Source organism: Pseudomonas sp. 8_5_2 (genome assembly GCF_059295255.1).
On the sequence record NZ_CM181238.1, the window covers coordinates 625,140 to 636,707 of the forward strand.

The 11,568-nt window shown below is 64.8% G+C and carries 10 protein-coding genes; 1 reads left to right on the forward strand and 9 read right to left on the reverse strand.

The features are described 5' to 3' along the window. From AC5O5R_RS02805 to AC5O5R_RS02830, 6 genes are all read right to left on the reverse strand, one after another. On the reverse strand, positions 1-645 hold the full coding sequence (locus tag AC5O5R_RS02805) for an oxidoreductase (RefSeq protein WP_172220517.1): 645 nt from the start codon (positions 643-645) through the stop codon (positions 1-3). 27 nt (positions 646-672) lie between these two features. Then, positions 673-2,406: a C13 family peptidase gene (locus tag AC5O5R_RS02810; protein ID WP_494512031.1), complete on the reverse strand. Its 1,734-nt coding sequence runs from the start codon at positions 2,404-2,406 to the stop codon at positions 673-675. A 73-nt stretch (positions 2,407-2,479) separates the two neighbouring features. Continuing rightward, a complete protein-coding gene (locus AC5O5R_RS02815; protein ID WP_172220511.1) occupies positions 2,480-3,586 on the reverse strand; it encodes an acetoin dehydrogenase dihydrolipoyllysine-residue acetyltransferase subunit in 1,107 nt (368 codons plus the stop codon). After that, a complete protein-coding gene (locus AC5O5R_RS02820) occupies positions 3,583-4,605 on the reverse strand; it encodes an alpha-ketoacid dehydrogenase subunit beta (RefSeq protein WP_172220508.1) in 1,023 nt (340 codons plus the stop codon). Before AC5O5R_RS02820 ends, AC5O5R_RS02815 begins: the two co-directional genes overlap by 4 nt. A gap of 33 nt (positions 4,606-4,638) precedes the next feature. Beyond that, positions 4,639-5,616, reverse strand: coding sequence for a thiamine pyrophosphate-dependent dehydrogenase E1 component subunit alpha (locus AC5O5R_RS02825; protein WP_172220505.1), 978 nt, complete (start codon positions 5,614-5,616; stop codon positions 4,639-4,641). Between the two features lie 22 nt (positions 5,617-5,638). Further along, positions 5,639-6,694 (reverse strand): ATP-NAD kinase family protein, encoded by a 1,056-nt coding sequence (locus AC5O5R_RS02830; protein WP_494514937.1) that lies wholly within the window; start codon positions 6,692-6,694, stop codon positions 5,639-5,641. A 285-nt stretch (positions 6,695-6,979) separates the two neighbouring features. On the opposite strand from AC5O5R_RS02830, the gene AC5O5R_RS02835 reads away from it, so the two are divergent. Next, a complete protein-coding gene (locus AC5O5R_RS02835; RefSeq protein WP_172220499.1) occupies positions 6,980-8,839 on the forward strand; it encodes a sigma-54-dependent Fis family transcriptional regulator in 1,860 nt (619 codons plus the stop codon). A gap of 202 nt (positions 8,840-9,041) precedes the next feature. Here the strand turns inward: AC5O5R_RS02835 and accC are convergent, their stop codons facing one another. From accC to aroQ, 3 genes are all read right to left on the reverse strand, one after another. Beyond that, positions 9,042-10,397: an acetyl-CoA carboxylase biotin carboxylase subunit gene (accC, locus tag AC5O5R_RS02840; protein WP_172220496.1), complete on the reverse strand. Its 1,356-nt coding sequence runs from the start codon at positions 10,395-10,397 to the stop codon at positions 9,042-9,044. Between the two features lie 17 nt (positions 10,398-10,414). Further along, positions 10,415-10,876 (reverse strand): acetyl-CoA carboxylase biotin carboxyl carrier protein, encoded by a 462-nt coding sequence (accB, locus tag AC5O5R_RS02845; protein ID WP_172220493.1) that lies wholly within the window; start codon positions 10,874-10,876, stop codon positions 10,415-10,417. A gap of 99 nt (positions 10,877-10,975) precedes the next feature. Next, positions 10,976-11,431, reverse strand: coding sequence for a type II 3-dehydroquinate dehydratase (aroQ, locus tag AC5O5R_RS02850; protein WP_003255330.1), 456 nt, complete (start codon positions 11,429-11,431; stop codon positions 10,976-10,978). Positions 11,432-11,568 lie beyond the last annotated feature (137 nt).

Sequence of the window (11,568 nt, forward strand, 5' to 3'; positions counted from 1 at the left end):
CTATATCTTGCCCAACCTGCGCAACTCATCCGACTCCACAACCCGTATCCCGTCTTCTTCCTCCAGCGCCAGGCGCCACAGCGCCCGGGCCAGCGTGCAGGCCTCGATCCCCCGGTATTTTCCGGGTATCAGCCTGGAAAACGGTGAAGCCAGCTGTTCACCGAGCCGTGGCTGAATCCGCTCGCCCAGCAGCAACGACGGCCGCACGATGGTCAGCTGTGGCCAGTTCTGAGCCTTCAGCGCCTCTTCCATTTCGCCCTTCACCCGGTTGTAGAAAATCGACGACTTGGGGTCCGCGCCCAGCGCACTGACCACCAACAGATGCCGCGCGCCCATTTCCCGGGCACGCTTGCTGAACGCCACCACCATGTCCAGGTCCACCGCGCGGAAGGCTGACTCGGAGCCGGCCTGCTTCAGCGTGGTCCCCAGGCAGCAGTAGGCGATATCGACCCGCCCGGCCAGCTGCGGCAGGAACACGGCCGGGTCGCCCACCGGGTTTTCCAGGTGCGGGTGCTCGGCCAGGGGCCGACGGGTAGGCGCGAGCACCCGGGTAATGGTCGGCTCGTTGAGCAGGCGGTCGAGCAGGTGTTCACCGGTCAGGCCGGTGGCTCCGGCAAGCAGGACATGCTGAGGCGTCAAGTACATGATGTCTCTCCCTTGTTACACTCAAGCTTAGTGGCTGCCGGGCGTTTTTGCCTGTTCCCCCATGTTGGCCTGCGTGGCATTGCGCAGTGCCTCCTCGGCTTGCTGGCGGCGCAAGTGCTGCCAGTGCTCAAGCACCGTCGGGGGGGCCCACAGCTGCGGTTCAGAGGCTTCGAAGCCTTCTCTGTGTTCCCTTTCGGCAACGCTGGCGCGTGCCAGTTCAAACGCTTGTTTCAGGTCGTCGGTCTGGTTCAGTGCTTCGGCAAACAGGGCATCGCCAAAGTAGGTGAAATCGGCTTCTTCCGAACACCCGAAGGACACGCGGTCAGCTCTGGCGGCGGTCATGATCAGCGTGCGTTCATCCTTGAGCGGGGCGATATAGCCCCCGGAATAGCAGGCGGATATGACGATTACCTTGTCTCGGTCCTTCAGTGGCGCGAGGGCGCTGGCCAGTTCGTCAGCGGTCAGGTCGGCCAGTTGCAGGCGCGGCTGGTCGAGCACCAGCTGGTGGTCGTGGCTGCCATGGCTGGTGAGGTAGATGAACACCAGGTCTTCGGGGCCGCTGCGTTCGGCCAAGGTGCTGGCGGCGCGGGTGAGGTTCTCGCGGGTGGCCATGGGGCGGGTGGCCATGTGATCGCGGTGGTTGACCAGGGTCACCTGGCCACGGGCGCCAAAACGCACCTTGAGCATGTTGCTGACGTAGTCGGCTTCGCGCAGGAACACGCTTTGCTGGCCATCGCCGGCCACTACCAGGCTGTACAGCTGGATCGGCGGGGCCGAGCGCGGTACCCGGGCCAGCGCCTCCTCCAGTAGCCGACCCTGGTTGAGCAGGGCCAGGTCCAGCGGGTCGGACAGCAGCTTGCCTTTGTGGTCGCGCACGCGCACGCCATTGGCCCACATGCCGCTTTCGACCCTGCCGCTGGCCAAGGTCAGCTGGCCCTTGCCGTGGTAGGCATCGTCGAGGAAGCCGCCAATATACTTGCTGCCGTCGGCCAGCTGCAGGCTGCCCTGACCGGACAGCCGCCAGTCGACGAAATTGCCCTTGTAGTGGCTGCCGTCACTGCCTAGCAGTTCGCCCTCGCCGGACAGCGAGCCGTCTTTGAATTCGCCGATCCACACATCGCCATCGGCGTTTTCGTAGCGGCCACGGCCCTCCAGGCGGTTGTCCTTGAACTCACCGATGTACTGCTCGCCGTCGACACTGTCGTAGGTGCCGCTGCCTTGCAGCTGGCCATTGACGAAGCGGCCGCTGAACTGGTTGCCGCTGGCATCGCTGCGCACGCCGGCGCCGTTGGGCTTGCCCTTGGCGAAAAGGCCCTGGTAGCGGCTGCCGTCGGCCAGCTCCAGTTCGCCTGCGCCTTCGTACAGGTCGTCCTTGAACTGGCCACGGTAGGTCTGGTCGGCTTGCTTGAGGGTGCCTTCGCCATCGCGGCGACCGTGGTTGAAGGTGCCGGCATAGTGGCTGCCGGGGGTTGTCAGGTCCCCCAGGCCCTGGAACAGCCCTTCGCTGAACTGGCCCCGGTACACCTCGCCGTTCTGGCCGTGCCATTCACCCGGGCCATGCCATTGGCCGTCCTTGAAGCTGCCGGCGTACCAGCTGCCGTTGGGGTAGTCGATGCGGCCCTCGCCCTGCAACAGGCCATCGACCACCTGGCCCCGGTAGCGCCCGCCGTCAGGCAGGCGTGCGTCCGGCGGGAGCAGCGATTCGCCATCGCCACAGGCGGCGAGCAGCAGGACCAAGGTGATGGGGAGCAGTGGACGCATGGCGAGGACCGGGCAATAGGTCTGCCGAGTATGACGCAGAATTGGATCCTGAGACAGCGAGAGGCATGCGCCCTCAACGCCCTCGTAAAAAGTCCATCATCCGCCGATTCACCTCATCAGCCGCCTCCATCTGCACCATATGCCCGGCCTCCGCCAGCACCAGCACTTCAGCCTCCAGCCCCTCGGCATGGCTGGCCGGGATGATCGCGTCCTTGCCGCCCCACACCACCAGCGCCGGGTGTTGCCCCAACACACCGCGCAGGTCATGGCGCTGCCGGTCGCCGTCGGCGAGCGCCGAGGCCAGCTGCTGCAGGGCCTGATCCACACCTTCCAGGCGCTTGAACTTGAGCATGTCCTCGAGCATTTGCCGGGTGACCAGCGCCGGGTCGGCAAACAGCTGCATCATCTGCGGCTTCAAGGCATTGCGGTTGGCAGCGGCGACGAAACCTTGCAGGTACTGCGCGTTGATCGCCTCGCCCAGCCCGGCGCTGGCCACCAGGCTCAGGCTGGCCACCCGCTGCGGCGCCAGGCGCGCCAGGTTCAGGCAGACCGCGCCACCCATGGAATGGCCGGCCAAGTGGGCCTTGGCGATGTCCAGGTGATCGAGCAAGGCCAGCACGGTTTCGCTCAGTTCATCCAGGTCACCACGCTGCAGGGCCTTGGCCGACTCGCCGTGGCCCGGCAGGTCGAGGGCGATTACCCGGCGCTCGACAGCCAGTGCCGGGTGATTGAAAAGCCAGTTGTTGAGGTCGCCACCAAAACCATGCACCAGCACCAGCGGCGTGCCGCCTTCACCCAGCTCGAACCAGCGCAGCAGCCGACCGCCCACTTCGGCTTTCTGCGGAGCAGGCCCCTGGGCCTGGTCGGCGCCACCTTCGGCGACGAATTCGGCCTGGAAGCGCTGTACCAGCGCATCGATTTCGGCTTCCTCGGCCTCGCCCTCCACCACCACTGCCAGCAGTGCGCCGACCGGCAGGGTTTCATCCGGCCTGGCCACCTGGCGGCGCAGCACACCGCTGAACGGTGCTTCGACGCTGCTGCTGATCTTGTCGGTCTCGACGTCCAGCACCTCGTCGCCCTTGTTGATCGGGTCACCTTCCTGCTTCAGCCAGGTGTCTACCCGGCCCTCGGTCATCGACAAGCCCCACTTGGGCATGGTCAGGGTATGGATCTGGCTCATGCGGCACTCCTTGCAGCTTCGATCACCTTGCGCACGGCGGCCTCGATTTTCGCCGCGTCAGGGATGTACAGGTCTTCCAGCGCATCGGAGAACGGCACCGGGGTGTGCGGCGCGGTGACCATCTCGACCGGGCCCTTGAGCGCAGCGAAGGCTTTCTGCGCCACCAGTGCGCTGATGTCGGTGGCCATCGAGCAGCGCGGGTTGGCCTCGTCGATCACCACCAGGCGGCCGGTCTTCTCCACGCTTTCCAGAATGCTGTCTTCGTCCAGCGGGCTGGTGGTGCGCAGGTCCAGCACTTCGCAGTCGATGCCCTGGCGGGCCAGATTGTTGGCGGCCTCCAGCGCCACATGCACCATGCGGCCGTAGGTGACCAGGGTCACGTCATCGCCATCACGCAGGAAGTTGGCTTCGCCGAACGGCACCGTGTACACCTCTTCCGGCACCTCGCCCTGCATGCTGTACAGCAGCTTGTGCTCGCAGAAGATCACCGGGTCGTTGTCGCGGATGGCCTGGATCAGCAAGCCCTTGGCATCGTAGGGGGAGGACGGGCAGACCACTTTCAGGCCGGGGATGTGCGTCCACAGCGAGGTCAGCATCTGCGAGTGCTGGGCTGCCGCGCGCAAGCCGGCGCCATACATGGTGCGCATCACCAGCGGGGTGACCGCCTTGCCGCCGAACATGTAGCGGAACTTGGCAGCCTGGTTGAGGATCTGGTCCAGGCAGCAGCCGGCAAAATCGACGAACATCAGTTCGCACACCGGGCGCAGGCCTTGGGTTGCAGCACCGACCGCAGCACCGACGTAGCCGATTTCCGACAGCGGTGCGTCGAGCACACGCCCCGGAAACTGGTGATACAAGCCTTTGGTCACGCCCAGCACGCCACCCCAGGCGTCTTCTTCACCGGGCGCACCGGCCCCGCCGGCCACGTCTTCGCCAATGATGAACACGCTGTTGTCGCGGCGCATTTCCTGGGCCAGGGCTTCGTTGATGGCCTGCTGGTAGCTAATCTTTCTTGGCATGGTGGTTCTCCTGTTGTTCTTGTAGTCCGGGGCTCAGGGGTAGGCGACGTAGACGTCGGTGAGCAAATCGGCGGGCTGCGGCTTGGGATCGGACTTGGCACGGCGCACGGCGTCTTCGATCAGGTCTTCGATGCGGGCGTCGATCGCGTCCAGTTGCTCGGCGGTGAGCAGGCCGGCACGGGTGGTCTTGTTGCGGAACTGCATCAGGCAGTCGCGGGTTTCGCGCAGGTTCTTCACTTCGTCGGGCGCGCGGTAGGTTTGCGCGTCACCTTCGAAGTGCCCGTAGTAGCGGCTGAGCTTGACCTCGATCAGCGACGGCCCTTGCCCGGCACGCGCACGCTCGATGGCTGCCCCGGCGGCTTCATGCACGGCAAAGAAGTCGAAGCCGTCGATGGTGACACCGGGCATGCCGAAACCGGCGGCGCGGTCGGCGATGTGGTCGCAAGCCACCGACCAGTTCGAGGCAGTGGCTTCGGCGTAGCCATTGTTCTCGGCGACGAAGATGCACGGCAGGTTCATGATCGACGCCATGTTCATGGCTTCGAACACCGCGCCTTCGTTGGAGGCACCGTCGCCGAAGAACGCCACCGACACGTCGTCGCGGCCCTTGAGCTTGGCGGCCAGGGCAGCACCGGCCACCAGTGGCGCACCCGCACCGACGATGCCGTTGGCACCGAGCATGCCCTTTTCCAGGTCGGCAATGTGCATCGAGCCGCCCTTGCCCCCGCACACGCCGGTCTTCTTGCCGTAGATTTCGGCCATCATGCCGTACACATCGACGCCCTTGGCGATGCAGTGGCCGTGGCCACGGTGGGTCGAGGCGATGCAATCGCTATCGCGCAGGTGGGCCATGACCCCGGCGGCGGAAGCCTCTTCGCCGGCATACAGGTGGACGAAGCCAGGGATTTCGCCGGTGGCGAACTCTATGTGCAGGCGTTCTTCAAAGGCGCGGATGGTGCGCATCACTTCATAGGCATGCAGCAGTTGTTCGGTACTCAGTTGATTGGACATCTTGTTGTTCTCCAGGGTTGTCTCAACGCGGGTTTGCAGGGTGCAGCCGATGGCCGCGAGGCACGGCCAGCAGGTGGTGGCGGGCGGCATGCGCCAGCACGGCCTCGACATCCACGCTCAGCGGGCCTTGGTGGTCGAGGGTGATGGTGGGGGTGTCGTGCTCGGCAAATTCGATTTCGCGTTCGCCGTCCAGGGCCAGCGTGCCGCTGGCCAGGCTCAGGCGGTGGGCGACGCCCGCTGTCAGCGTGCCGCTGGCGGTGATGCCGCAGCCCTGCAGCAGGCCGGGCGCCAGTGGCGCGAGCAGCGCCTGGTCGGCACCCGGGTTCAGGCGTACCCAGGCGCCGTGCGGGTCCTGGCGCGAGACCGGGCACCACAGGCCGCACAGGGCCGACAGGCCGATGGCGTGAGGCTCGGCAAAACAGGCGAACACTTCGCTCAGGTCTTCGCTGCGGCTGAGCGCGCGTGCACCGATGAAGCGCTGGGGTGACACCGCCACTTCCACCAGGGCCCACTGCGCAAGTTGTTGCTCGGGTACCTTCACCAGCAGGCGTTTGTTGCGGCGCAGGCCGATGCTGGCGGGCACCTGGCCGCTTGCGAGCAAGCCGCCGGCCAAGCCCGCGCTGGTGGCTTCGCGCAACTCGGGGAAAGCGTTGTTGGTACCGGTGGACAGGGTCAGCAGGGGTATGTCACCGGCCTCGGCGGCGACTGCCTTGTGGGTGCCGTCGCCACCGAGCACGGCGATCATCGTCACGCCGCGTTCGACCATGCGTCGGGTGGCCTGGTGGGTATCGGCCACGGTCTGGGTCAGTGGCAGGTCGAGTATTTCAATGGCAGGCCAGTGCTGGTCATGGGCGACCGGGCCGTTGCTGGCCTTGAGCACGGCGGCAGCGATGCCGGTCATGTCGCTGGGCAGCAGCACCTGGCCGATGCCGGTGGCGCCGAAGGCAGCAAGCAGGCGCTGGATGGCCGAGGCCTTGTCGGTGCTCGAATAGAGCCCGGCATTGGCGGTCAGGCGGCGCAGGTCGCGGCCTGAGGCCGGGTTGGCAATGATCCCGACAGTCGGGGCGGGTAGCGGCATGGCGCACCTCGTATTGTTGTTTGCCATAAGGCAGGAGCAAGCCCGGTGCCAGCTTTCTGCGGCTGCGCTGAAATACCTGAGGCAGAGCGGTCTGAATGCGCTCGGCCGCACATTGACGGCAGCGCCGGCGAGACGCCGGGTGCCTGCGCAGGGTGGTAATTGCCGAGACGCCGAGACGCTGCGTCTCAAGCGAGCCGGTAATCACGCAGTGCTTGTCGGGGCATGTTCGGAAGCGCTTAATGGCCTCACAACGACAAGAACAGCAACGAGAACCGGAGGGCCTGAATGCTTGCCGCGAACTCCCGAGCCCATGTCGACTGCGTCAGCAGGGTGCTGAAGAACGCCGATCGCCTGCCGCAGGCGCCGGTGCCTGCGCTGATCCTCGATTCATGGCGCCGCTCCATGGACCTGCACCACCTCGACCCTGGCTCTCAGCAAGGGCCGCGCATCCTCTCGCAAAGCCTGCTCAACGAATGCCGTGAACGTGCGGAACTGTTCCTGCGTATCGCCAGTGATGCCGTGGCGCGCCTGCACCAGCAGGTGCGCGGCGCCGACTACTGCGTGCTGCTGACCGACGGCCTGGGGCGTACCATCGACTACCGGGTGGAGTCATCCATCCGCAACGACTGCCGCAAGGCCGGGCTGTACCTGGGCACTTGCTGGTCGGAAGGCGAGGAGGGCACCTGCGGGGTGGCGGCGGTGCTGACCAGCAGGGCGCCTGTCACGGTGCACAAGCGCGATCATTTTCGCGCGGCCTTCATCGGCCTGACCTGTACCGCAGCACCGGTGTTCGACCCGCAGGGCGAGTTGCTGGGCGTGGTGGATGTCTCGGCCTTGCAGTCCCCGGACGACCGTCGCAGCCAGCACCTGATCCGCCAGCTGGTGGAGCAGACTGCCCGCGAAATCGAAAACGCGTTTTTCATGCACAGTGCCCAAGGCCATTGGGTGATGCGCGCCCATGGCACGCCGGGCTATGTGGAAAGCCAGCCTGACTACCTGCTGGCGTGGGACGCCGATGGCCGCCTGCAGGCGATCAACAGCCTGGCGCGGCAACGCCTGGTGGAGCGCCTGGGGCGCCTGCCAGAGCACATCGGTGAGCTGTTCGACATGGACCAGCTGCGCCGCGTCAATGCAGCGTCTGCCCAGCGTCTGCCAGGTCTGGGCGGGCTGTATGGCCGGGTCAGTGCACCGCAGCTACGCCAGCGCGCGCAGCCGTTACGCCAGGCCCAGGACGCCCGTATCGAGCACCACCTGCGGCTGGCGACCAGGGTCAAGGACTGCAACCTGGCGGTGCTGGTACAAGGCGAGACGGGGGCCGGCAAGGAAGTATTCGCCCGCCAGTTGCACCAGCAGAGCAAGCGCCGCGCGGGGCCCTTCGTTACGCTGAACTGTGCGGCAATCCCTGAAAGCCTGATCGAGAGCGAGCTGTTCGGCTACGTGGCCGGGGCCTTTACCGGCGCCTCCAGCAAAGGCATGCAGGGCCTGTTGCAGCAGGCCGACGGCGGCACGCTGTTCCTCGATGAAATCGGGGATATGCCGCTGAACCTGCAAACCCGCCTGCTGCGGGTGCTGGCCGAGGGCGAAGTGGCGCCTTTGGGCGCAGCTCAGCGCGAGCGGGTGGATATTCAGGTGATCTGCGCCACCCACCGCGACCTCGCGGCGAGGGTGGCAGGCGGGCACTTCCGCGAGGACTTGTACTTCCGCCTGGCCAATGCCCGTTTCGAGCTGCCGCCGCTGCGTGAGCGCGATGATCGCCTGGGCTTGATTCAGCAGATGCTGGCCGAGGAAGCCGAGGCCTGCGCGGTCGAAGTGGTGTTGGCGGACGATGCGCTGCAAGCGCTGCTGGTCTACCGCTGGCCAGGGAACTTGCGCCAGTTGCGCCAGGTGTTGCGCTATGCCTGTGCGGTGAGCGAAGGCGGGCTGGTGCGGTTGCAGGATTTACCGACCGAGGTGCGCGGCGAGGCGGTAGCGGCGGCTGAAAGCGGAGTGTCCTGCCCGGCACGTCAGTTGCTGCTGGATGCGCTGATCCGCCATCGCTGGAAGCCGGCCGATGCCGCGCGGGCGTTGGGGATATCACGGGCGACGCTGTATCGACGGGTGCACGAGCACCGCATCGAGATGCCGCGGATGAAGGGGGAGCCCTGACGCTATCCCCTGTAGGAGCGGCCTTGTGTCGCGATGGGGCGCGCAGCGGCCCCACGATTTCAGCTCCGCCGCGGATATCGCCGGGGCCGCTTTGCGGCCCTTTCGCGACACAAGGCCGCTCCTACAAGGATTTGTGAAACGCGGACAGGCAATAAAAAGCCCCGGCACTGGGCCGGGGCTTTGGGTACATCACACTACTCGATCACTCCTGGTTAGCCAGTTTGTGCTCGAGGTAGTGAATGTTGATGCCGCCTTTGCAGAAACCTTCATCACGCACCAGGTCGCGGTGCAGCGGGATGTTGGTCTTGATGCCGTCGACGACGATCTCGTCCAGGGCATTGCGCATGCGCGCCATGGCTTCGTCGCGGTCCTTGCCGTAGGTGATCAGCTTGCCGATCAGCGAGTCGTAGTTCGGCGGAACCGAGTAACCGCTGTACAGGTGCGAATCGACACGTACGCCGTTGCCGCCCGGGGCGTGGAAGTGCTTCACCTTGCCTGGGCTCGGGATGAACTTCTTCGGGTCTTCGGCGTTGATCCGGCACTCCAGCGAGTGGCCGCGGATAACCACGTCTTCCTGGCGGTACGACAGCTTGTTGCCAGCGGCGATGCTGAGCATCTCCTTGACGATGTCGATGCCAGTGACCATTTCCGACACCGGATGCTCAACCTGAACGCGGGTGTTCATCTCGATGAAGTAGAAGCTGCCGTTTTCGTACAGGAACTCGAAGGTGCCTGCACCGCGGTAGCCGATCTCGATGCACGCATCGACGCAACGCTTGAAGACTTCCTGACGGGCCTTCTCGTCGATGCCCGGGGCCGGCGCTTCTTCCAGCACCTTCTGGTGACGGCGCTGCAGCGAGCAGTCACGGTCGCCCAGGTGAATGGCGTTGCCCTGGCCATCGGACAGCACCTGCACTTCCACGTGACGCGGGTTGGTCAGGAACTTCTCCAGGTACACCATCGGGTTGCCGAAGGCAGCACCGGCTTCGGTACGGGTGAGCTTGGCCGAGGCGATCAGGTCCTCTTCCTTGTGCACCACGCGCATGCCGCGACCACCACCGCCACCGGCGGCCTTGATGATCACCGGGTAGCCGACGTCACGGGCAATGGCCAGGGCGACTTCTTCGTCTTCCGGCAGCGGGCCTTCGCAACCCGGAACGGTCGGTACGCCCGACTTGATCATCGCAGCCTTGGCCGAAACCTTGTCGCCCATCAGGCGAATGGTGTCGGCTTTAGGGCCGATGAAGGCAAAACCGGATTTCTCGACCTGCTCGGCAAAGTCGGCGTTTTCTGCCAGGAAGCCGTAGCCCGGGTGGATCGCGGTGGCGCCGGTAACTTCGGCGGCAGCGATGATCGCCGGGATGTGCAGGTAGGAGTTCTTGGATGGCGCGGGGCCGATGCAGACCGACTCGTCTGCCAGGCCCAGGTGCATCAGTTCGCGGTCAGCCGTGGAGTGCACGGCGACGGTCTTGATGCCCAGCTCTTTGCAGGCACGCAGGATCCGCAGGGCAATTTCCCCGCGGTTGGCGATCAGGACTTTTTCGAGCTTCGCAGACATCGTTGGCTCTCCGCGATTCAAACGATGGTGAACAGCGGCTGGTCGAACTCAACCGGCTGGCCGTCTTCTACCAGGATGGCGTCGATCACACCGCCGATATCGGATTCGATGTGGTTCATCATCTTCATGGCTTCGACGATGCACAGGGTGTCGCCTTTTTTCACCGACTGGCCAACTTCAGCGAAGTTTGGCGAGGTCGGCGATGGCTTGCGGTAGAAGGTACCGACCATCGGCGAGCGCACCACGGTGCCTTTCAGGGCCGGGGCAGCAGCGGCTTCGGCGGCTGGCGCGGCGGCGGCAGCAACCGGGGCGGCTACAGGCGCGGCAGCCATCGGCGCAGGTGCGTAGAACTGCTGGGCAGCTGGGGTCTTGCTGTGACGGCTGATACGGACCGACTCTTCGCCTTCCTTGATCTCCAGTTCGTCGATGCCAGACTCTTCCAGCAGCTCGATCAGTTTCTTGACTTTACGGATATCCATTAATCATCAACTCCCAAAGGTTCGGTCAGGGGGCGAAATACAAAAAACGTATCTAGAACGTTTCTCTCGAACCCTGGCCCACTGAGGCCAGGGTTTTCATCATTTGGGCTGTGCGTTGGCAGCCAGTTGTTCCAGTGCGGATTCCAGGGCCAGGCGATAACCGCTGGCGCCCAGGCCGCAGATCACCCCTACGGCAACATCGGAAAAGTAGGAGTGATGACGGAACGGTTCGCGTTTGTGCACGTTTGACAGGTGCACTTCGATGAATGGGATGCTCACCGCAAGCAATGCGTCACGTAATGCGACGCTTGTGTGGGTGAAAGCAGCCGGATTGATCAGGATGAAGTCCACACCCTCGTTGCGTGCGGCGTGAATACGGTCGATCAGTTCGTATTCGGCATTGCTCTGCAGGTACTGCAGATGGTGGCCTGCTGCGCGGGCACGTTGCTCCAGGTCCTGGTTGATCTGGGCCAGGGTCACGGCGCCGTAATGGCCTGGCTCGCGAGTACCGAGCAGGTTGAGGTTGGGGCCATGGAGCACCAGTAGCGTTGCCATCTGCGGATTCCTTGGATTTGTAGGGCAATTCGACACAGCGCGGCGAGTGTGCCGTAAAGCGACGGCAAGTGTCCAGTTCCCGGCAATAGCCAGCACGATGTCCGAGATTCGCGCGAAGTATGTGACCAAATAATTAA